We start from the raw sequence: 20,676 nt of genomic DNA on the forward strand, positions 1-20,676 counted from the left end.
AGGCGATGCCCCCGCCCTCCGGTCAGCAGCAAGAGGAGCAGATGTGAAGGATTTAGGTACGAGGCGCCTTCTCGCCGTAGCGTCGGCCAGAAGAGGAAGGCGAGTCCTACCGACATTGTTGGTCTCGTCGATCACAGCGGCAACGGCGTTTCTGACCCTGGCCGGTCCCGCTCACGCGATCAACGACAACAACCGTCCACTTGCCGGCCTGGCCGACGCGACGCCACCGGTGGCTCCGCCTTCGGACTCGGCCATCGAGACCATCGAGGCCGTCAATCGATCGGTGCTCGCCGAGCCGACCCAGTGGGCCGGCGCCTGGTATGACCGGGCGAGTGGCCAGGTGGTCACCGCTGTCCCGACCGGCGCGACAGAACGGACACGGGCAACGGCCCGGTCCTCGGTCGGCTCAAAGGGAGCGGTGGTGTCGGTCGGCCGTAGTTTCGCGGATCTCGCCCGGATCTCCGATGAGATCATGGAGCGCCGCTCCGTCGCCTCGGTCCCCATCGTGACCACGGGAATGGACTGGGAGCACAACGCGGTCGTCGTCGGCCTGGAGACGATCACCGACGATGCCAGGGCTGTTCTGGCGGCCGATTACGGCGATACCGTGACAGTTCGTCAGGTCCCCCAAGCGACACGGCAGGACGGACCCGACCGCTGGCGGGACCGGTATCCGTACTGGGGCGGTTCGGCCTGGGGAAACCCCGCCAGTAATGCCAGGCATTGCTCCACGGCATTTCCCATGAGACGCCCGGACCGCTCGAAGAAATTCCTGGTGACCGCCGGACACTGCAACAGTCCGAACGCCCTGGACGCGGCCACCCTGAACACCGACAGCACGAGCTGGAACAACGTCATCGGCACCAGCAAGGGCTACCTGGGGGGCCACGATGATTCCGGACAGCCGCCTTATGGGCGTAGCCTATGCGGCTGGTTGGGATGAAAGGGACTCGTTGAGCACTTCAAGCGGCGTCCGGTAGCCGAGCGCCGAGTGCAGGCGCCGCTGGTTGTAGAACCCTTCGATGTAGCGGATGACCTGCCGTTTCGCTTTGGCTCGGGTGGTGAAGACGAAGCGGTGGAGCCATTCGTTCTTGATCGCGGCGAAGAACGACTCGGCCATCGCGTTGTCATAGCAGACACCGGTGCGGCCGACCGAGCGACGGATTCCTAAGCCGGTCAGGAACCGGCCGAACTCATCTGAGGTGCAGTTCGAGGAGCAATGCTTGAACTCTGTGGATCTGTCGGGAAGGGGTGCACCTTCCCGATGATCATGTGAGACCTCAAGCATGACCGACGCGCCAACGTCGGTCGGGAAGGCACACCCGTTGCTCACCGTAGTCCCTGACCCCGCCGGCGGCGATCGCCCTCTCACCGACAGCTCCATCTCGCCGTCGCTGATCGATGAGATCGTGCGTGAGGGCGCCCGCCGAATGCTGGCCGAAGCGCTGAAGGCCGAGGTGGATGCCTACATCGCCGCCTTCGCCGACGAGCGCGATGAGTTCGGCCGCCGCCTGGTCGTGCGCAACGGCTCGCACCAAGCGCGGGAGGTCCTCACCGCGGCCGGCGCCATCGAGGTGACCGCCCCGCGCATCAACGACAAGCGCATCGACCCCGATACCGGCGAGCGGCAGCGGTTTTCCTCATCCATCCTGCCGCCGTGGGCGCGCAAGACCCCGCGCATCACCGAGGTGTTGCCGCTGCTGTATCTGCACGGCCTGTCTTCGGGTGACTTCGTGCCCGCCCTGGGTCAGTTCGGGCCTTGGCCCCAAAATGTTGACACCAGCTGTCATGCGGCGAGCAGGACCCTATCGGACCGCTGCTCGTAGGTGATCGGGCTGAGGTAGTTCAGGCTGGAGTGCCTCCTTCGGGTGTTGTAGCGAGTGATCCACTTGAAGACCTCCAGGCGAGCCTGGCGGGCCGAGGACCAGCGTTTGGCGCCCTGCAGCGTCTCGCGTTTGAGAGTGGCGTTGAACGCCTCGGCGGCAGCGTTGTCCGCGCTTGTCCCGACGGCGCCCATCGACTGGCGAACACCGAACTCCTTGCACACGGCGGCGAAGTCGGCGGAGGTGTATTGCGCCCCGTGATCGGAGTGAAAGACCGCCCCGGCCAGGTCACCACCCCGCGTGGCGGCGGCTGCCCGCAGCGCGTCGGTCACCAGCTCGGTGCGCATGTGATCGGCGATCGACCAACCAGCCAGGCGACGTGAATGCAGGTCCAGCACCGTCGCGAGATACAAGAACTGTCCCTCACCGACGGGCAGATAGGTGATGTCGCCCACGTACCGCTGGTTCGGCGCGGCCGCGGTGAAGTCCCGCTTGATCAGGTCGGGCATCTTCTGATGGGAGGGCTCGGGCACCGTGGTGCGGACCCTCTTACGCAGATGCAGCCCGACGATGCCGAAGACCCGCATGATCCGCGCCACCCGCTTGTGATTGACCCGCCGGCCCGCATCGCGCAGCTCGGCAGTCACCCGCGGGCTGCCGTAGGTGCCATCGAAGTCGGCGTGGATCTGCCTGATCTCCGCCGCGAGCGCAGCGTCGGCCGCCGTCCGCACCGCCCTCGCCGGTGTGGCGGCCACCCACCGATAGAACCCCGACCGGGAGACCTCCAGCACTCGGCACAGTCGCTTCACCCCGAAGGCGTCACGGTGATCGGCAACGAACTGGAAGCGACTCACCAGTTCGTCTCCCCGGCGAAATACTTGGCCGCCCGCCGCAAAATCTCGCGCTCCAGCTCCAGTTCCCGGATCCGGGCCCGCAACTGCTTGTTCTCCTCTTCCAGCACGTTGCCGGAGGTTACCAATCCCGTCGGCGGCCTCTTCACCGAGCCCGTCTTCGGAGCAGTGCCGGCAGACCGCGCCTGGTGCACCCACAGGCGCAACGTCTCACGGTTGACGCCCAGGTCCTTGGCCACCGACGCGTACGTCCGCGACGGGTCCGACAGATACAACGCGACGGCGTCTGTCTTGAACTCAACTGAGTAGGCCTTCATGGCCACGAGGAACTCCTTGGTCTCCAGATCTCTATGATCTGGCACTCAAGATGTCCACACCTCGGGGTGAAGGCCCTTCCTCGGCTCGACCGCGGGCCTGTCCGCACCGGTGATCACCAAGCTGACCGAGCAGTGGGCGGCCGAACAACGCACGTTTGCCGCCCGTGACCTGGCAGGTGTCGACTACGTCTACCTGTGGGCCGATGGCATCCACGTCAACATCCGGCTGGCCGAGCACAAGCTGTGCCTGCTGGTGATGATCGGGGTGCGCGCCGATGGCCGCAAGGAGCTCATCGCGCTGTCTGATGGCTACCGCGAGTCGACCGAGTCGTGGGCGGATTTGCTGCGCGATTGCAAGCGGCGCGGCATGCGCGCCCCGGTGCTCGCCGTCGGCGATGGGGCGCTCGGGTTCTGGGGTGCGTTGCGTGAGGTGTTTCCGCAGGCCAAGGCTCAGCGCTGCTGGTTTCACAGAAGCCGTAAGGAAATAACACGACGATTCCCGGTTTGGGGTTCGATGTGCTGCTATGGCGATCTTGTCCGAGGTGCTGGAGCAGCTGGCATTGAAGTTCGAGGTGCTGTTGCCGCATCTGAACGAGCGGCAGCGGCGGTTGCTGCTGGCCGCGGAGGCCCGCCTGCTCGGACATGGCGGAGTCCGAGCGGTGGCGCGGCTGGCCGGGGTGAGCGAGACCACCGTCCGCCGGGGCGTGTTTGAGCTGGAGGAGGGGCAGGACCCGTTTCCAGAGGGGCGGGTGCGGATGGAGGGCGGTGGCCGCAAGAACGCTGAGAACCTGGATCCGGGTCTCATACCGGCGTTATTGGCGCTGGTCGAACCCGAGGAGCGGGGTGATCCTGAGTCGCCGTTGCGCTGGACGACGAAGTCTCTGCGGCATCTGGCCGCAGAGCTGACCCGCCAAGGGCATCTGGTCTCCGCTCCGACGGTCGGGCGTCTGCTGCGCCAGGCCGGTTTCAGTCTCCAGGCGAACGCCAAGACGCTCGAGGGCACCCAGCATCCCAATCGGGACGCCCAGTTCCGCTATATCAACGAGCAGGTCAAACAGCATCAGGTCGACCGCCAGCCGGTGATCAGCGTGGATACCAAGAAACGTGAGCAGCTCGGCCGGCTGCCGATGGCCGGGCGGGAATGGCGGCCCAAGGGTGATCCGGTGCGGGTAGAGGACCACCATTTCTTCTTCACCGGCCCGGACGTGGAGCAGGCGATCCCGTACGGGATCTACGACATCACCGCCAACACCGGCTGGGTGAACGTCGGCGTCGACCACGACACCCCCGTCTTCGCGGTCGAGTCCATCCGCCGTTGGTGGAAGGCCCGCGGCAGCCTCGACTACCCCGACGCAACCCGGCTGCTGATCACCGCGGACTCGGGCGGCTCCAACGGCCACCGCTACCGCGTCTGGAAGAGCGAGCTGGCCGCGCTGGCTGCCGAGACCGGCCTATCGATCACGGTCTGCCACTTCCCGCCCGGCACCTCCAAGTGGAACAAGATCGAACACCGGTTGTTCTCCCATATCACCTTCAACTGGCGAGGCAGGCCCCTGACCAGCTACGAAGTAGTCGTCCAGACGATTGCGGCGACCCGCACTCGTGGCGGGCTGCGCGTCCAGGCCACTCTGGACCCCGGCGACTACCCCATCGGCGTCGCGATCAGCAAGGAACGCTTCGCCGCGCTGCCGCTGGAGCGGCACCTCGTTCACGGCACCTGGAACTACACCCTCCACCCCCAGCCCGCCACCGAGACCACCGCAACCACGGCCGCCGGCGAGACGAACGGTCCCGCCCAACGCCGTCAAGCCATGCTTCAACGCCTGGCTGACCCACGGCTGACCGGCCTGAACACCACACAACTCGAACGACTGGCTGCCCGGCTCGCCCCCGCTCAGGCCGCCCGCACCCAGGAACGACACAGCCAGCAACGCAGCGGACGAGCCCGCCGCGCCACCGGCAGACTCCGCGTCACGCCCCTGTTCGACGACGCCGCACGCCTGCTGCTTACACTCCTCTACCAGCGTCAGGCCTGCTCCATGAAAGTGCTGGCCGACCTGCTGGAAGTCACTGACGTCTGCATCAGCGACCTCGTCCGAGAGACCCGCCGGGTGCTGGAAGACGACAGCTACCACCCCGGCGTCGCACCGGTCCGTTTCGGTACCTCCGCTGCGCTGCTCGCCTTTTTGGACAGCAACCTGCAACCCGCACGAACCACGATCATCGAACGGCTGTCTGACCCGGCCCTGACCGGGCTGCCCCGCACCGAACTCGATCACCTCATCAAGCAACTCGCCGCCCGACAAACAGCTCAAAACGAGCGCCTCGGCTACCAACGCCGCGGCGGCCCCCGCCAGCCCGGAGCCCGGGGCGGCATCTTCCCCCAGAAGATCGGCAATAGTGAACGCGTCCTGCTGACGATCCTCTACCAGCGGAAACTCTGCACAATCGACGTCCTCGCCGATGCCCTCGGCGACGTCAGCCGATCCGCCATCGGCAACGTCATCCGCGAAACCCGCCCCCTCCTCCAACAAGAGGGCCACACCCCAGACCGAGCACCTACCCGCTACCGCACCGCAGCCGACCTCCTCGCCGCAGTACCAAGCCGCGACACGACACGTTGATTCCTTACGGCTTCTGTGAAACCAGCAGCGCTGTTCCTTGGTTTCGGGGAACACCTCGCGCAGCGCCTTCCAGAAGCCCAGCGCGCCGTCGCCGACGGCAAGATGCGGGGCGCGCATCCCGCGCCGGGCGCAGTCGCGCAGCACATTCGCCCACGACTCCGACGACTCCCGGTAGCCCTCATCCAGGGCTATCAGCTCCTTGCTGCCGTCGGCTCGGACGCCTACCAAAACCAGCACGCACGCCTTGGCCTGGTCCAACCTGACCTTCAGATGCACGCCGTCGGCCCAGACGTAGACGAAGTCGGTCGCCGACAAGTCGCGCTTCTGGAACGCCTTGTGATCGTCGGTCCACTGAGACGTCAGCCTCGACACCGTCGCCGATGACAGCCCGGTGGCCGACCCGAGGAACTGCTCCAGAGCGGGGACGAAGTCGCCGGTGGACAGGCCATGCAGATACAGCAGCGGAAGCACCTCGGATATCTTCGGGGTCTTGCGGGCCCACGGCGGCAAGATCGCCGATGAGAACCGCTTGCGTTCCCCGGTCTGGGCATCTACCCGCTTGTCGTTCACTCGCGGCGCCTTGACCTGCACCGGTCCGGCCGAGGTGGCAATCGTCCGCTCGCCGTGGAACCCGTTGCGCACCACCAGACGACGGCCGTCGGCGTCGCGAGCGTCGGCCAGCTCGGCCAAGTAGGAGTTGACCTCGGCCTCCAGAGCGGCGGCCAACATCCGCCGCGCCCCCTCCCGGACGATCTCATCAATCAAAGATCCGTTCGACGTCGTGCCGACGGTATTGACTACGGTAAGCATGGGCGTGCCTTCCCAGCCGACGCGCCAACGTCGGCCTACTCAGTGACCTTCGAATCGATCACTCGGGAGGGTACGCCCCCGAGCCGACCCACAGGTTCTGAGCATTGCTCTTCGCTGGAAGAATGATCAGCATGAGCCTCAAAGAGATCCGTAATTTCGACTACACGATCCTGCTCTGCGAGAAGATGAAGGAGACGAGAGCCTTCTACGAGGACGTGATGGGCTTTCCCGTCGAACTCGACCTCGAAAACTGGGTGAGCTTCAGGGTGGGCGCCACGTTGCTGACCCTACGGCCAAGGGGGCAGGGGCCGGCCTGGAACGACGGCCCTTCAGCGTCAGGAGCCGCGGCCGTCCAGCTTGCGTTTCGCGTGCCGCCCCCTGCCGTGGACGCCTGCCATGCAGAGCTGGTCGCCAAGGGCGTCACCATCGTCAGGGAACCGACGGACCTGCCCGGGTGGCGCCACCGGACGCTGTTCTTCCGCGATCCCGAAGACAATGTGATCGAGATTTACGCCGAGTACTGAGCGAGCCCGGCGTCAGCCGTACCAGGCCAGGCGCTAAAAGGATTACCTCATGACACCCGAGTACATGAAGGTCGGCGGCAAGCTCTACCAACTCGTGAATCACTACTGCTTACCTGACGACGGATGGAGCGTCGAGCTTACAGAGATGGGGGAGAACGGCGGCGGGCTGCTGCATGTACTGATTCCTGATGAAGATGCCGACCGACCGTGCGAGGTTCCACTGAGCTTGCTCCGCTTTGACGGACACCTTTGGTGTGGTGGTCAGGCCGTGTACGCGGCCTCGTAGGCGGCGGGACTACGGTAACCGAGGCTGCTGTGTAGCCGGTGCAGGTTGTACCAGCCCTCGATGAACTCGAAGATCGCGCTGCGGGCCGCGGCACGGCTGGGCCAGGGGCGATCGCCGAGCAGTTCGCCCTTCAACTTAGCGAAGAACGACTCGGCCAGAGCGTTGTCCCAGCACTGGCCGGTCCGGCCGACCGACAACCGAACCCCGAGACGACCAGCCAACTCAGCGAAGGCGCCACTGGTGTATTGACAGCCGCGATCCGAGTGAAAAATCACCGGCTGGGTGGGGCGACGCCGGCGACAGGCCGCGCTCAAGGCATCAGCAACCAACTCGGTGCGCAGGTGATCGGCGGTGGCCCAGCCCACCACCCGGCGTGAGGCGATATCGATGACAACCGCCAGATACACCCAGCCCTCCTGGGTCCCCTCCCTGCCAAAATGGACAGAGGTAGCAAGTAGGCATAAAACTCTGTATCGAGGGCGGGGAAGGAGACATCCCTTCGTGGAAGCAAGCAAGCTGGATCCGCAAATCCCTGACCCGCAGGTGCGTGAGCGGGCTGCGGTCCGCCGATACACCGCGGCCTACAAGGCCCGGATCCTGGCGGAGTACGACCAGCTCGACAAGGCCGGCAAGGGCGCGCTGATGCGCCGGGAAGGCCTGTACTCGTCGTTGATCTCCAGTTGGAAGACAGCCCGAGACCATGGCGCGAGCGAGGCTCTGGCCCGGCCGGTCGGCCGCCCCAAGGCCGATCCACGCGATAAGAAGATCGACACGCTGGAGGGCGAGGTTGAGCGGCTGCGCGCCGAACTCGACAAGACCCGCCAAGTGATCGAGGTGCAGGGAAAGCTCTTCGCGCTGCTGGATCAGTTCGCCACCGGCAGCGAGGCACCGACGGGCCGGGGCGAGCAGTGACCGAGATCATCGAAACCGCCCAAGCCGAGGCGATTGAGGAACTGACTCCGTTGCTTGGGCGGCGCAACGCGTGCGCGGCGGCCGGAGTGCCACAGGCCAACTGGTATCGCAAGAACCGCACCAGCCCCGCCCCGGACCGGCCGAGCATCCCGCGCACGCCGCACCCGGCCGCGCTCTCGCACGGTGAGCGCGAGCGCATCCGCACCGTGCTGAATGAGCGGTTCGCTGACGCGGCCCCGGCCACGGCGTACTTCACGCTGCTGGACGAGGGCACCTACCTGGCATCCGAATCCACCATGTACCGGATCCTGCGCGAACACGGCGAGGTCGGCCGCGATCGGCGCCGTCAGGCCACCCACCCGGCCAAGACCATCCCCGAGCTATTCGCCGACGCCCCGAACCGGGTGTGGGCCTGGGATATCACCAAGCTACGCGGCCCGCACAAGGGCATCTGGTACCACTTGTACACGATCATCGACATCTACAGCCGTTGCGTGGTCGGCTGGATGGTCGCCTCCCGCGAGTCGGCCGCGCTGGCCAAGCGGCTGATCGCTCAGACCATCATCAAGCAGAAGGTCAACCGTGACGCCCTGACCCTGCATGCCGACCGCGGCAGCTCGATGAAGTCCAAGACCGTCGCCGAGTTGCTCATCGACCTGGGCGTGGCCAAGTCGCATAGTCGCCCCAAGACATCCAACGACAACCCGCATATCGAGGCGAGCTTCAAAACGCTCAAGTACTGTCCGGCCTTCCCAGGCCGGTTCGGCTCGATCGAGGACGCCCGCGCCTTCTGCCAGGACTTTTACACCTGGTACAACCAGGAGCATTACCACTCCGGGATCGGCTACCACCACCCGGCTGACGCGCATTACGGTCGCGCTGCCGCCGTCCGAGACCGCCGCGCCCACGTCCTGGCCACCGCCCAAGCCGCCCACCCCGAACGCTTCGCCAGCGGCGGCGCCCCCACCCCTCCCAACCTGCCCGGCCCGGCGTGGATCAACAAACCCAAACAGGACCAGACGGACGAGCAGAAGGACACACCAGAGAAGCCGACACAGAATTAGCCCAGCTCAACTGCCTTGATCAAATTGACAGGTTCCGTTTCAGCACCGTGAAAACCGACCCTGGGGGCTTGCCCAGTGCCCGGGAGATCACGCTGATGGAGTCACCGGTGCGCCACCGCCGCCATAAGTCTTCTTTCATCGCGTCCGACATTCCCGGCCGACCCATCCGAGCCACGATCCACCCATCCACTAGCAGCGTTGCGTTGATCGTCTGAATCTAAGACAGCTTTCTTCGCGAAGGAGACCCGGTGAGGGTGCATCCCTTCATTGAGGCGGAAAAGCAGAGCGGGCACAACGTCAAACGGGCGTGTGAGCTGCGAGGAGTCTCCCGAGCCGCCTTCTATGCCCGTTGCCAGGGCACCACCGGTCCTCGTGCGGTGCGTGATGGGCACCTGGCTGAGCGCATCACCGAGATCCATCGACACTCGCGCGGCACCTACGGCGCTCCACGGATCCACGCCGTCTTGCAGCGGGAAGGAACTGGCTGTGGCCGGCGCCGAGTGGCGCGGCTGATGAGAGCGGCCGGGTTGCAGGGCCGTCACCGGCGCCGTCGGCAGGTGACCACGATCGCCGATCCGTCCGCGGCCGTTAGGCCCGACCTCATTGGCCGTGCGTTCCAGCCGGATGCGGCCGCGGTCGACACGCGCTGGTGCGGGGACATCACCTACATCCCGACCGGAACCTGTCAATTTGATCAAGGCAGTTGAGCTGGGCTAATTCTGTGTCGGCTTCTCTGGTGTGTCCTTCTGCTCGTCCGTCTGGTCCTGTTTGGGTTTGTTGATCCACGTCGGGCCGGGCAGGTTGGGAGGGGTGGGGGCGCCGCCGCTGGCGAAGCGTTCGGGGTGGGCGGCTTGGGCGGTGGCCAGGACGTGGGCGCGGCGGTCTCGGACGGCGGCAGCGCGACCGTAATGCGCGTCAGCCGGGTGGTGGTAGCCGATCCCGGAGTGGTAATGCTCCTGGTTGTACCAGGTGTAAAAGTCCTGGCAGAAGGCGCGGGCGTCCTCGATCGAGCCGAACCGGCCTGGGAAGGCCGGACAGTACTTGAGCGTTTTGAAGCTCGCCTCGATATGCGGGTTGTCGTTGGATGTCTTGGGGCGACTATGCGACTTGGCCACGCCCAGGTCGATGAGCAACTCGGCGACGGTCTTGGACTTCATCGAGCTGCCGCGGTCGGCATGCAGGGTCAGGGCGTCACGGTTGACCTTCTGCTTGATGATGGTCTGAGCGATCAGCCGCTTGGCCAGCGCGGCCGACTCGCGGGAGGCGACCATCCAGCCGACCACGCAACGGCTGTAGATGTCGATGATCGTGTACAAGTGGTACCAGATGCCCTTGTGCGGGCCGCGTAGCTTGGTGATATCCCAGGCCCACACCCGGTTCGGGGCGTCGGCGAATAGCTCGGGGATGGTCTTGGCCGGGTGGGTGGCCTGACGGCGCCGATCGCGGCCGACCTCGCCGTGTTCGCGCAGGATCCGGTACATGGTGGATTCGGATGCCAGGTAGGTGCCCTCGTCCAGCAGCGTGAAGTACGCCGTGGCCGGGGCCGCGTCAGCGAACCGCTCATTCAGCACGGTGCGGATGCGCTCGCGCTCACCGTGCGAGAGCGCGGCCGGGTGCGGCGTGCGCGGGATGCTCGGCCGGTCCGGGGCGGGGCTGGTGCGGTTCTTGCGATACCAGTTGGCCTGTGGCACTCCGGCCGCCGCGCACGCGTTGCGCCGCCCAAGCAACGGAGTCAGTTCCTCAATCGCCTCGGCTTGGGCGGTTTCGATGATCTCGGTCACTGCTCGCCCCGGCCCGTCGGTGCCTCGCTGCCGGTGGCGAACTGATCCAGCAGCGCGAAGAGCTTTCCCTGCACCTCGATCACTTGGCGGGTCTTGTCGAGTTCGGCGCGCAGCCGCTCAACCTCGCCCTCCAGCGTGTCGATCTTCTTATCGCGTGGATCGGCCTTGGGGCGGCCGACCGGCCGGGCCAGAGCCTCGCTCGCGCCATGGTCTCGGGCTGTCTTCCAACTGGAGATCAACGACGAGTACAGGCCTTCCCGGCGCATCAGCGCGCCCTTGCCGGCCTTGTCGAGCTGGTCGTACTCCGCCAGGATCCGGGCCTTGTAGGCCGCGGTGTATCGGCGGACGGGCCTTCACCCCGAGGTGTGGACATCTTGAGTGCCAGATCATAGAGATCTGGAGACCAAGGAGTTCCTCGTGGCCATGAAGGCCTACTCAGTTGAGTTCAAGACAGACGCCGTCGCGTTGTATCTGTCGGACCCGTCGCGGACGTACGCGTCGGTGGCCAAGGACCTGGGCGTCAACCGTGAGACGTTGCGCCTGTGGGTGCACCAGGCGCGGTCTGCCGGCACTGCTCCGAAGACGGGCTCGGTGAAGAGGCCGCCGACGGGATTGGTAACCTCCGGCAACGTGCTGGAAGAGGAGAACAAGCAGTTGCGGGCCCGGATCCGGGAACTGGAGCTGGAGCGCGAGATTTTGCGGCGGGCGGCCAAGTATTTCGCCGGGGAGACGAACTGGTGAGTCGCTTCCAGTTCGTTGCCGATCACCGTGACGCCTTCGGGGTGAAGCGACTGTGCCGAGTGCTGGAGGTCTCCCGGTCGGGGTTCTATCGGTGGGTGGCCGCCACACCGGCGAGGGCGGTGCGGACGGCGGCCGACGCTGCGCTCGCGGCGGAGATCAGGCAGATCCACGCCGACTTCGATGGCACCTACGGCAGCCCGCGGGTGACTGCCGAGCTGCGCGATGCGGGCCGGCGGGTCAATCACAAGCGGGTGGCGCGGATCATGCGGGTCTTCGGCATCGTCGGGCTGCATCTGCGTAAGAGGGTCCGCACCACGGTGCCCGAGCCCTCCCATCAGAAGATGCCCGACCTGATCAAGCGGGACTTCACCGCGGCCGCGCCGAACCAGCGGTACGTGGGCGACATCACCTATCTGCCCGTCGGTGAGGGACAGTTCTTGTATCTCGCGACGGTGCTGGACCTGCATTCACGTCGCCTGGCTGGTTGGTCGATCGCCGATCACATGCGCACCGAGCTGGTGACCGACGCGCTGCGGGCAGCCGCCGCCACGCGGGGTGGTGACCTGGCCGGGGCGGTCTTTCACTCCGATCACGGGGCGCAATACACCTCCGCCGACTTCGCCGCCGTGTGCAAGGAGTTCGGTGTTCGCCAGTCGATGGGCGCCGTCGGGACAAGCGCGGACAACGCTGCCGCCGAGGCGTTCAACGCCACTCTCAAACGCGAGACGCTGCAGGGCGCCAAACGCTGGTCCTCGGCCCGCCAGGCTCGCCTGGAGGTCTTCAAGTGGATCACTCGCTACAACACCCGAAGGAGGCACTCCAGCCTGAACTACCTCAGCCCGATCACCTACGAGCAGCGGTCCGATAGGGTCCTGCTCGCCGCATGACAGCTGGTGTCCACATTTTGGGGCCAAGGCCCCGTGAGACGTTGCGCCTGTGGGTGCACCAGGCGCGGTCTGCCGGCACTGCTCCGAAGACGGGCTCGGTGAAGAGGCCGCCGACGGGATTGGTAACCTCCGGCAACGTGCTGGAAGAGGAGAACAAGCAGTTGCGGGCCCGGATCCGGGAACTGGAGCTGGAGCGCGAGATTTTGCGGCGGGCGGCCAAGTATTTCGCCGGGGAGACGAACTGGTGAGTCGCTTCCAGTTCGTTGCCGATCACCGTGACGCCTTCGGGGTGAAGCGACTGTGCCGAGTGCTGGAGGTCTCCCGGTCGGGGTTCTATCGGTGGGTGGCCGCCACACCGGCGAGGGCGGTGCGGACGGCGGCCGACGCTGCGCTCGCGGCGGAGATCAGGCAGATCCACGCCGACTTCGATGGCACCTACGGCAGCCCGCGGGTGACTGCCGAGCTGCGCGATGCGGGCCGGCGGGTCAATCACAAGCGGGTGGCGCGGATCATGCGGGTCTTCGGCATCGTCGGGCTGCATCTGCGTAAGAGGGTCCGCACCACGGTGCCCGAGCCCTCCCATCAGAAGATGCCCGACCTGATCAAGCGGGACTTCACCGCGGCCGCGCCGAACCAGCGGTACGTGGGCGACATCACCTATCTGCCCGTCGGTGAGGGACAGTTCTTGTATCTCGCGACGGTGCTGGACCTGCATTCACGTCGCCTGGCTGGTTGGTCGATCGCCGATCACATGCGCACCGAGCTGGTGACCGACGCGCTGCGGGCAGCCGCCGCCACGCGGGGTGGTGACCTGGCCGGGGCGGTCTTTCACTCCGATCACGGGGCGCAATACACCTCCGCCGACTTCGCCGCCGTGTGCAAGGAGTTCGGTGTTCGCCAGTCGATGGGCGCCGTCGGGACAAGCGCGGACAACGCTGCCGCCGAGGCGTTCAACGCCACTCTCAAACGCGAGACGCTGCAGGGCGCCAAACGCTGGTCCTCGGCCCGCCAGGCTCGCCTGGAGGTCTTCAAGTGGATCACTCGCTACAACACCCGAAGGAGGCACTCCAGCCTGAACTACCTCAGCCCGATCACCTACGAGCAGCGGTCCGATAGGGTCCTGCTCGCCGCATGACAGCTGGTGTCCACATTTTGGGGCCAAGGCCCGACCGCAGCCCGCTCACGCACCTGCGGGTCAGGGATTTGCGGATCCAGCTTGCTTGCTTCCACGAAGGGATGTCTCCTTCCCCGCCCTCGATACAGAGTTTTATGACTACTTGCTACCTCTGTCCATTTTGGCAGGGAGGGCCACCGTTACCACCGAGATGCCGCTCGACCTGCGAAGGCTAAATCACGGTTGAGGTAGTCGCATGAAGGGTGGAGACGCCGGTGGGCCGCAAGGTGATGAAATCGGCGTGGGCGATGGCGATGGCGTCGGGGTAGGTCTGGGCCTTGTCGTGTTCGGCGAGGGCGCGGTAGATGCTGGCCAGGCTCGGGCTTCGGCCTTTGCGTTTGCCGGTTCCGATGATCAGGTCGGGTCCGATGGACTCGACGGACTCGCCTGCGGCCTTGCGTCGGAGCACGGTATGGAGCATGTCGTCGGTGATGAGGGGCGGACGACCACCGTGCTTGCCCTTGCGGGCGGCCGCGTCGAGCCCTTCGAGGGTGGCTTCGCGGATGTTCTCGCGTTCGGTCTCGGCCATGGCGGCGAAGAATCCGAACAAGATGCGGCCGGGCCCGGTGGGGTCGTAGGTGCCGGGAAGAGGTCCGGCGAGCATCTCCAGGACCAGGCCGTGGGCGGTGAGGTGATCGGCGAGCGCGGTGAGTTCGGCGGCGTCGCGGCCCAGGCGTTTCATCTCGTACACCGTGAAGATCACCCGGCAGTGCGGGGCGTGGCCTTTGATCTGGCGGGCCAGGGCGAACGCCGCCTCGAACTGCGGGCGCACCCGCACCCGGGTGCTGATCTTCTCGGAGAAGATCTTGTCGCGGCCGATGCCGTGCGCGGCCAGGGCGTCCAGCTGTGACTGCAATTCCTGGGTGAGCGTGAAGCAGCGGGCGTAGCCGATGCGGATGTCCGCGGTCGGGGTGTCGGGTGCGACAGCGAGTGGGGCGGGCGTGCCGGGCCGCCAGGGCTGTCCCGGTCCGCGGTCGGCCGGAGTCGGCACACGCAGGAGCTTGGCGAGCCGGGGCACCTGGGTGAAGCGGCCGGTGTGGTAGGTGCCGGCCACCGCGCCGCCGCGGGAGCGGCAGGGCGAGCCGGGCTCGACTGGCTATGACGGTTCCAGTTGGCCCCATTCGGCGGCCTGAACTGGACCCACTTAACGATCTTCATGGACTGGCGTGACGGCTTGATTCGGCCCCACCTTGGGCCAAGCGGAGCCGACGACAATGGGCCGGTCTCTGGACTCGGCCCAGAACTTTCAAAGCTCCGGCGAGGGGCAAGGTAGGTGGACCTGTGCGGCAAGGGTTGTGGTGATTGCCTTGCCGCACCTCGGGCCCGCGTGCAACCGCCGGAAGTTCCCAACAGCCGACCGCCTCCCACAACTCGAACCCGGCGGCCAAGGGCCCTGTCTCCCCGCACCGAATTGCCTACCGGGTGATCTCAACAATCCCTCACCGTGCTCCTCGCCGGAGCTTTGGGAGTCCTGGGCCTACTCAGAGGCTGCCGCCCCCGGACCCCTGCCAGGCGAGTGCATCGCCCGCTCAGCGGGTGTGAGGGCTGGGGTGTGCGGTGCGGCTGACGCCCTCGCTCCGGATCCCGGGCGGGGTCGTCACATCCCCTCGGATGCCACATCCGGGGTGGGGCCGCTTCAGGCCGACATCGAATTTTCAAGATCACCAGCGAGGCCGCATGGGTCCAGGTCAAGCCGTCCGGGTGGGGCCGTTCCAAGCCGTCATAACCACTCGACGCTGCAGCGGGGGCAGCGGTGGCGTTCGACGGCATCGGCGTCGCTCGGGGCGGACTCGGCAGGGGCGGTCATGCCTCCGGATGCTCTCACAAACATTTCTCAGAGGGAGCGGTTCCCCGTTTTTGCGTGAGAACGAGTTGTGAGAGTGGATTGGGCATCCGGAACGCGTCCTGGACGCCCTCTTGATCTTGCTCCGGGAATGGACCGTTTCTGAGAACGATGCCGAGCGACCTGTGGGAACAGGCTTAGCGTACGTTTTCGTTCCGCTGCACTCCGACCCCCGGTGCCCAGGTCCAGTTCGATGGAGACGAGGCTCGGGAGCTGGCTGAAGGTCATGTTCGGCACGATGAACTGGGCTTGCGAGAGAGCATTTTGAGGCGCCGTTCTCGTTGCGTAGCCTCGCGCGACTGCTGCGCCCCCTCGCCTTTCCCAGTGCTTCCGCGCGCCCGGCAGCCCGGCAGCGACCCGGTTGAGGCCGACTCGGCTCAGGTGCCCCTGTTCCTGCAGCCCCCAAACTGACGCCACCATTTGTTCAGGACCAGGCTGGCGAAAGCCGTGGTCGTGGCGGCGGCGGGTTCGACCGCGCCCAGGAGCGCGGTCGTGATGGCCGCTTGACTGCCCTGCTCCGTCGCAGGCCACCCGGAGCGGTTCTTCCGCTCGGCGACACGGACCGGACCGCGGCCGGTGAACGGCGCGGGACGCACCACCGCCTCGGCTTCATCCACTGGATGGTCCCGCCCGGATTGTATGGACGCCATTCCCTCCTCGGCGAGGTGTTGCGGTACTCGATCAAGCCCGTGTGCCGTACGGTCTAACACTTGGCCGAATCGAAGAGGGGAACCGCTATGAGCTCCGCCACGTACGCCGAACCCTTCGATTCCGAACCCGAGTTCGCGCTGATCGGCGGGGAGGTCACCGAGGGCGTCGTGCGCGTCGGTGATACGGTACGGCGTCCGGCCGGCTTCAACGCCCCGCTCGTTCATGCCCTGCTCGATCGCCTGGAGGCGGCCGGGTTCGCGGGCGCTCCGAGGTTTCTCGGCATCGACGCGGCCGGGCGCGAGGTTCTGACGTTCATCCCCGGCGAAGTCGCAGGACGGCCACGGCCCGCCTGGATCGCCGACGAGGAGCGGATGGCCTCGGTCGGCCGCCTTGTCCGGGCCTACGACGACGCGGTCGCCGGCTTCGTCCTCCCCGAAGGGGTCAGGCCTTTCGCAGGGCTCGGCGAACTCACCGAGCCGCCGGGCATGCCGCCCGCGCCGCCCTATCCGGTCGAACTGGTCGGGCACATGGACCTCACTCCCGACAACGTCGTGTTCCGAGACGGCCAGGCCGTCGCCCTCATCGACTTCGACATGGCCAAGCCCGTCTCCAGGGTCGACGAGGTGTGCAACATGATGTTCTCCTGGGCCCCGCTGGGCGATCCCGCCGACGCCGATCCGCCCCTACGGGACGTGGACGTGCCACGCCGCTGCCGGATCCTCGCCGATGCGTACGGCATGTCGGACACGGATCGGGCTCGGCTCGTCGAGGTGGCCGTGCTGCGGTCGAGACGGGCCTGGTACTCGATGAAGCAGATCGCCGAGGCGCAAGGCGGAGGCTGGGCTCGAATGTGGCAGGAAGGCGCCGGGGATGAGCTCAAACGCCAGGAGGCGTGGCTGGAGCGCCACGGCACGACGATCGCAACCGCGTTGACCGCGCCATAGTGTCCCTCGCGGCGACCAGACCAACCACGCGTACCCCGGTTCTACGGCGAGAGGAAGGCACCGATCCCAGCGGACCACCACCCGCTGCCTGACGGCGACATGGCACCGTCAAAGTCGCACGGCCGTACGCGTGCGAGTGTCGTCGCCCCCGGTGAAGGGGCCGTTCCTGATATGGGACGCCTTTCCAAGTGTCGTCACCACCCTGGACGACACCGTCCCGGACCTCGTCGTCATCTGCACGTGTCCCACCGCACCCGATACGACCCGGGACCTGATAACACCACCCGTTCGCAGGTTGACAACCATGGTCTGGAACGGCCGAGATTCGGATCATGGAACGTGGGCAATCACGAACGCCCACCCCCGATGACACCAAGACGGCGCATCCGCCAATCGTGCTGGCGCGTCGAGGAATTCGAACCTAAGACGTCGAGTAGCAGGCGGGCGCTGCGGCCCGTGACCTGCGAACCCCCTTTCCGCTGTCCCCCGCGTTCACGAACCCCCGGCCTCGTTCCGGGCGGCCGGTGAACCCCCCGATCTGCATGGGTGCGCCCGGGCGGCGGTGGTAGGCGGCCCGCGATGCGCGGGACTTCGTCGCGATCGGAGGGTGGGCGAGCGGCTGGAACGGTGTCATGGTGGGAAGGGCCGGAGATCTTGGAGCCGACCGTCCTTCGCGGGCGGTCCCGAGGCGGAAGCGGTGGCCATGCCGGATTCGAGCGGAGCGTCGTGGCTGGGGCGCGGCAAGCTGGTACTGGGCATGATCCATCTGCCGCCGCTGCCCGGCACCCCGTATCACGATGGGGGCGGCGTCGAGCCGATCGTGGAGCGCGCCGTCGCCTGCGCGCGGGCGCTCGTGGACGGCGGCGCGGACGGGTGCCTGATCCAGACCGTGGACCGGGTGTACGCCGCCGGAACGGACTCTGATCCGGCGCGGATCGCGGCCATGGCCCTCATCACCCGCGCCGTCGTGGAGACGGCCGGGCCCGAGTTTCGGATCGGGGCGCAACTGATGCGCAACGCCGTGCAGGCATCGCTGGCGGTGACGCAGGTCGCCGGCGGCCACTTCACCCGGGTCGGCGCGCTGGTCGGCGCGACGATGACCGCGGGCGGGCTGATGCAGGGCGACCCGCTCGCGGTGGCGGAGTACCGGAACAAGATCGGCGCACACGGCATCGCCCTGATCGCCGAGATCGAGTCGATGCACTTCTCCTGGTTCGGCGGCGGCAGGACGGTCGCCGAGGTCGCCGCGACCGCCTGGCAGGCCGGCGCGGACGCGGTCTCCCTGTGCCACCGCGACGACGACATCACCCTCGGCATGATCGCCGCCGTACGGGCGGCCTGCCCCGGGCTGCCGGTCATCCTGGCCGGGCACACCCATCACGGCAACGCCGCCCGCATGCTGGGATCAGCCGAGGGTGCGGACGGGGCGTTCGTCGGCACCTGCCTGGAGAGCGGAGGCTGGGGCGGCGTGATCGACAAGGACAAGGTGGCGGCGTACGTGGACATCGTGCGCTCCGCACAGCGGTAACCGAGACACCCAAGACTGAACGACGCCGGGCGCGGTGACGGTCGGCAGCAGAGGAAGGCGAGCATGACGATGACCTCTCCCTCTCCCTACACGCTGGCGGAGATCCCCCGCCAAGTCGCGGCGCTGAGCGCGGACCTGCGCGCGTGCTACCCCGTGGTCGCCGACGCCGTACGGCGACGGGCGAGCAAACAGGGGTGGGATGGCCTCTTGCGGGTGGTTGTGACCGGGAACGGCGACTCGCTGCACGCGGCGCTGGCCACCGAGATGGCCTTCCACACCTTCGGTGGGGTGGCGTGCGAGCCGGTGAGCACGCTGCGCCTGCTGGAGTACGGCACCCCGTGGGAGCGCCGAACGGGAGTGCACACGCTCGTGGTAGGCGTCTCCGCCTCGGGCGGCAACGCCCGGGTCGTCGACACGCTCGCACGCGCCGCCACGCAGGGCGCCTGGACGCTGGCCGTCACCTCGACCGCGGACAGCGCCGTGGCGCGGGCCGCCGAGCACGCGCTGGTGCTGCCCTTGACCGGATTACTGCCATGCCCGGGGATCCGCACCTTCCAGGCCAGCCTCCTGACGCTGTACATGGTCGCGATCGAGATCGGCCGGGCCCGCGGCCACCTCGGGGACCGCGAAGCCGACGACGCCGGAGCCGAGCTCGCCGCGGTGGCCGACGCCGTGGCGGCGACCGTCGACCTCGTACGGCACAGCTGCGCCCAGGTCGCCGAGCAGGTGGCCGGCTCCCCGATGATGCTGATGCTGGGCAGCGGCCCCGGGTACGGCAGCGCCCAGTTCACCGCCGCCAAACTCGTCGAGGCGGCCGGAGTGTTCGCCGCCGCCCAGGACCTCGAGGAGTGGGAGCACGTGGAAGTGCTGGCCCGCCCGCGAGACATGCCTACCGTGGTGTTCGCTCCGCCGGGCCGTACCAGGCAGCGGGCGCTGGCCGTGGCACGGCAGGCCCGCACCCTCGGCCGCACCGTGATCGCCGTCGGCGAGGACGGTGACAGCGAGCTCGCGGCGGCCGCCAGGACCCTGCTGCCGGTGGGCGGCGGAGTGCGTGAGGAGTTCTCACCGCTGCTGGCGCAAGTGGCGGCCGGCTACCTAGCCGGTGAGATCGCCAGCCGGCTGGGGCGGGTGCCGTTCTCCACCAACCGGCCCTGACGGCGAGGGCCTAAGCTGTTCCGTTCTCGCCCTCTGGCTTACGTAGTAGGGCTGTGCTCGGGTGGGTCGTAGCTGAAGAGGTCGCCTGGCTGGCAGACGCGCACGTCGCACAGCCGGATCAGCGTGGAGAAGCGGATCGCATCGGGAGAGATCACCGCCACCGTCCGCGCCTCCGTCCACGTGGTCACCGCCCGCGGCCACGGCGCCCAGCAGCGGCGCAAGCGCCTCGAATCCGCCAGGCGCAGGGGCCAGATGTATGCCGACCCGGCACGCACCGGGCAATCTGCCCCACCGAAGGACTCAGCAGACGTACGCGGAACTCCATCAGCCAGAAAGGGCGGTGTCCGTGAACCCTATGGATGAGATCCGCCAAGGCGGCGAGTTCAAGACCAAGACGCGCGCCGAGCTTCCCGTCGTGGATGCGTTGCCGAGGAACCGCGTGCTCGTGATCGACACCGATCCGCAAGGTCAGGTCGCCGCGCCCCTGAAGCACTCCTACGACATGGCCATCATCGACGTCGACCCGCACGGAAACATCGTTCCGTCCTTCACCACCGACATAGAGCCAACCCCCTCAGACTGAAACCCGCTCAGACCTGCTTAGACGAATGGCGATCATCCATCCGGAGCACTCGCAGGAGGCCCTGCGGGCCGGCGCATAAGCCTGGTTGCCGCCGAAGGGGATGGGCGCACGGCCGCCCCCTGCATCTGGTGGGTCCTGGGGCGGGGATATTCAGGAGCGGACACTTTGGGCCACCCCG

General features: G+C 67.0%; 19 protein-coding genes and 5 pseudogenes. 14 read left to right on the forward strand and 10 right to left on the reverse strand.

Translation table 11 applies throughout. The annotated features are described in order from the left end of the window. Positions 1-115 precede the first annotated feature (115 nt). A complete protein-coding gene (locus J2853_RS13565; protein ID WP_307557859.1) occupies positions 116-943 on the forward strand; it encodes a hypothetical protein in 828 nt (275 codons plus the stop codon). Here J2853_RS13565 and J2853_RS48150 read toward each other — a convergent pair. Then, a pseudogene (locus tag J2853_RS48150) lies at positions 923-1,159 on the reverse strand (integrase core domain-containing protein); the annotation flags it as partial. The gene J2853_RS13565 and the pseudogene J2853_RS48150 overlap by 21 nt on opposite strands. Before the next feature lie 166 nt (positions 1,160-1,325). Here J2853_RS48150 and J2853_RS13575 point away from each other — a divergent pair. Beyond that, positions 1,326-1,754: pseudogene (locus J2853_RS13575) on the forward strand (transposase); the annotation flags it as partial. A 32-nt stretch (positions 1,755-1,786) separates the two neighbouring features. Here the strand turns inward: J2853_RS13575 and J2853_RS13580 are convergent. Next, positions 1,787-2,997, reverse strand: a protein-coding gene (locus J2853_RS13580) for an IS3 family transposase (protein ID WP_307568558.1) whose coding sequence is annotated in 2 segments (ribosomal slippage) — positions 1,787-2,688 and positions 2,688-2,997 — 1,212 coding nt in all. Because the reading frame shifts where the segments join, the coding sequence is not laid out codon by codon here. Between the two features lie 70 nt (positions 2,998-3,067). On the opposite strand from J2853_RS13580, the pseudogene J2853_RS13585 reads away from it, so the two are divergent. Then, positions 3,068-3,463: pseudogene (locus J2853_RS13585) on the forward strand (transposase); the annotation flags it as partial. 52 nt (positions 3,464-3,515) lie between these two features. Continuing rightward, positions 3,516-5,615 (forward strand): ISAzo13 family transposase, encoded by a 2,100-nt coding sequence (locus tag J2853_RS13590; protein ID WP_307557860.1) that lies wholly within the window; start codon positions 3,516-3,518, stop codon positions 5,613-5,615. Between the two features lie 12 nt (positions 5,616-5,627). Here the strand turns inward: J2853_RS13590 and J2853_RS13595 are convergent. Beyond that, positions 5,628-6,425, reverse strand: a pseudogene (locus tag J2853_RS13595) (IS256 family transposase); the annotation flags it as partial. 131 nt (positions 6,426-6,556) lie between these two features. On the opposite strand from J2853_RS13595, the gene J2853_RS13600 reads away from it, so the two are divergent. Both J2853_RS13600 and J2853_RS13605 read left to right on the forward strand, forming a co-directional pair. Then, positions 6,557-6,949: a VOC family protein gene (locus tag J2853_RS13600; RefSeq protein WP_307557862.1), complete on the forward strand. Its 393-nt coding sequence runs from the start codon at positions 6,557-6,559 to the stop codon at positions 6,947-6,949. 49 nt (positions 6,950-6,998) lie between these two features. Continuing rightward, a complete protein-coding gene (locus tag J2853_RS13605) occupies positions 6,999-7,235 on the forward strand; it encodes a hypothetical protein (RefSeq protein WP_307557863.1) in 237 nt (78 codons plus the stop codon). On the opposite strand, the gene J2853_RS13610 is transcribed toward J2853_RS13605, so the two are convergent. Next, positions 7,211-7,810 (reverse strand): IS3 family transposase, encoded by a 600-nt coding sequence (locus tag J2853_RS13610; RefSeq protein ID WP_307557865.1) that lies wholly within the window; start codon positions 7,808-7,810, stop codon positions 7,211-7,213. The genes J2853_RS13605 and J2853_RS13610 overlap by 25 nt on opposite strands. Here J2853_RS13610 and J2853_RS13615 point away from each other — a divergent pair. Further along, positions 7,737-9,211 (forward strand): IS3 family transposase gene (locus J2853_RS13615; protein WP_307557867.1). Its coding sequence is split into 2 segments (ribosomal slippage): positions 7,737-8,076 and positions 8,076-9,211, totalling 1,476 coding nucleotides; the frame shifts between segments, so codons are not numbered across the junction. The genes J2853_RS13610 and J2853_RS13615 overlap by 74 nt on opposite strands. 19 nt (positions 9,212-9,230) lie before the next feature. Here J2853_RS13615 and J2853_RS48195 read toward each other — a convergent pair. Beyond that, positions 9,231-9,377 carry a hypothetical protein gene (locus tag J2853_RS48195; RefSeq protein WP_503167740.1) on the reverse strand — a complete coding sequence of 49 codons (147 nt, stop codon included), beginning with the start codon at positions 9,375-9,377 and terminating at the stop codon, positions 9,231-9,233. Between the two features lie 82 nt (positions 9,378-9,459). On the opposite strand from J2853_RS48195, the gene J2853_RS47880 reads away from it, so the two are divergent. Continuing rightward, a complete protein-coding gene (locus tag J2853_RS47880; RefSeq protein ID WP_370879250.1) occupies positions 9,460-9,918 on the forward strand; it encodes an IS3 family transposase in 459 nt (152 codons plus the stop codon). A 6-nt stretch (positions 9,919-9,924) separates the two neighbouring features. On the opposite strand, the gene J2853_RS13625 is transcribed toward J2853_RS47880, so the two are convergent. After that, complete coding sequence (locus J2853_RS13625) at positions 9,925-10,992, reverse strand: IS3 family transposase (protein ID WP_370879251.1); 1,068 nt, start codon at positions 10,990-10,992, stop codon at positions 9,925-9,927. Continuing rightward, positions 10,989-11,258: a hypothetical protein gene (locus tag J2853_RS13630; RefSeq protein ID WP_307557869.1), complete on the reverse strand. Its 270-nt coding sequence runs from the start codon at positions 11,256-11,258 to the stop codon at positions 10,989-10,991. The genes J2853_RS13625 and J2853_RS13630 overlap by 4 nt, the downstream gene beginning before the upstream one ends. Positions 11,259-11,409: 151 nt before the next feature. On the opposite strand from J2853_RS13630, the gene J2853_RS13635 reads away from it, so the two are divergent. Continuing rightward, a protein-coding gene (locus J2853_RS13635) for an IS3 family transposase (RefSeq protein ID WP_307568558.1) occupies positions 11,410-12,620 on the forward strand; the annotation gives its coding sequence in 2 pieces (ribosomal slippage) (positions 11,410-11,719 and positions 11,719-12,620; 1,212 coding nt in all). Positions 12,621-12,652: 32 nt separating this feature from the next. After that, positions 12,653-13,755, forward strand: a pseudogene (locus J2853_RS13640) (IS3 family transposase); the annotation flags it as partial. A 211-nt stretch (positions 13,756-13,966) separates the two neighbouring features. On the opposite strand, the gene J2853_RS13645 reads toward J2853_RS13640, so the two are convergent. Continuing rightward, positions 13,967-14,848: a recombinase family protein gene (locus J2853_RS13645; RefSeq protein WP_307557870.1), complete on the reverse strand. Its 882-nt coding sequence runs from the start codon at positions 14,846-14,848 to the stop codon at positions 13,967-13,969. A gap of 1,166 nt (positions 14,849-16,014) precedes the next feature. Beyond that, on the reverse strand, positions 16,015-16,254 hold the full coding sequence (locus J2853_RS13650) for a hypothetical protein (protein ID WP_307557872.1): 240 nt from the start codon (positions 16,252-16,254) through the stop codon (positions 16,015-16,017). Between the two features lie 120 nt (positions 16,255-16,374). Here J2853_RS13650 and J2853_RS13655 point away from each other — a divergent pair, with 120 nt between their 5' ends. The 3 genes from J2853_RS13655 (at position 16,375) to J2853_RS13665 (ending at position 19,915) form a co-directional block, all read left to right on the forward strand. Further along, positions 16,375-17,232: a protein kinase family protein gene (locus tag J2853_RS13655; RefSeq protein ID WP_307557874.1), complete on the forward strand. Its 858-nt coding sequence runs from the start codon at positions 16,375-16,377 to the stop codon at positions 17,230-17,232. 703 nt (positions 17,233-17,935) lie between these two features. Next, positions 17,936-18,760, forward strand: coding sequence for a BtpA/SgcQ family protein (locus J2853_RS13660; protein WP_307557876.1), 825 nt, complete (start codon positions 17,936-17,938; stop codon positions 18,758-18,760). Positions 18,761-18,823: 63 nt separating this feature from the next. Then, positions 18,824-19,915 carry an SIS domain-containing protein gene (locus tag J2853_RS13665; protein ID WP_307557878.1) on the forward strand — a complete coding sequence of 364 codons (1,092 nt, stop codon included), beginning with the start codon at positions 18,824-18,826 and terminating at the stop codon, positions 19,913-19,915. A gap of 38 nt (positions 19,916-19,953) precedes the next feature. On the opposite strand, the gene J2853_RS13670 is transcribed toward J2853_RS13665, so the two are convergent. After that, positions 19,954-20,103: a helix-turn-helix domain-containing protein gene (locus J2853_RS13670; RefSeq protein ID WP_307557879.1), complete on the reverse strand. Its 150-nt coding sequence runs from the start codon at positions 20,101-20,103 to the stop codon at positions 19,954-19,956. 167 nt (positions 20,104-20,270) lie between these two features. Here J2853_RS13670 and J2853_RS13675 point away from each other — a divergent pair, with 167 nt between their 5' ends. After that, the gene (locus J2853_RS13675) at positions 20,271-20,498 is read left to right on the forward strand and encodes a P-loop NTPase family protein (protein ID WP_307557881.1); all 228 of its coding nucleotides are present in this window, start codon (positions 20,271-20,273) and stop codon (positions 20,496-20,498) included. Positions 20,499-20,676 lie beyond the last annotated feature (178 nt).

The organism is Streptosporangium lutulentum, assembly GCF_030811455.1.
Lineage (GTDB): Bacteria > Actinomycetota > Actinomycetes > Streptosporangiales > Streptosporangiaceae > Streptosporangium > Streptosporangium lutulentum.